This is a genomic window from Halorubrum sp. ASP1, assembly GCF_005435135.1.
Classification (GTDB): Archaea; Halobacteriota; Halobacteria; order Halobacteriales; family Haloferacaceae; genus Halorubrum; species Halorubrum tropicale.
Genome location: NZ_SGUA01000065.1, coordinates 1 through 441 on the forward strand (window position 1 = coordinate 1; position 441 = coordinate 441).

Here is a 441-nt window from a genome sequence, read left to right on the forward strand (position 1 = left end):
GTGCGGGGCGATGCGGTCACAAGTGGCCAACGACCGAGCTGCTGTCGCAGTCGAAGTCACCGTCCCAGTACCCGCCCCATCGAGCACTCCACCCGAAAACGACCGAGAACCGTTACTCGAACTCGTACGGCCAGTCGCCCGTTTTCTTCATCCCGGTCGCCTGGTCCTCCTCCTTCAGGTAGCCGGCCATCGTCTCCGCGTCGGCGTGCTCGATCGTCACCTCGCTGTCCGCCACCTCCACCACCAGTTCCGTCAGCAGGATCGCCTGTTCACGCAACGTCCGACGCTCCAGTTTGTCGAGCGTGTCGGCCTCGGTGTGCCCCCAGCCACGGCCCGCGGAGTCGGACACGCTCGACACCGTGTACCCCGGAACGCCCCAGCGCACGAACGGCCAGTGGTCCGAGTGGGGTACCATCCGCGGCACCGTCGAAATCGGGTGGG

1 protein-coding gene is annotated in these 441 nt (G+C 66.4%); it reads right to left on the bottom strand.

The window, feature by feature from the left end:
• Window positions 1–112 precede the first annotated feature (112 nt).
• Window positions 113–441, bottom strand: a 329-nt coding sequence (locus tag EXE48_RS18270) for a M28 family peptidase (protein ID WP_137712178.1), incomplete at its 5' end; no start/stop codon positions are given.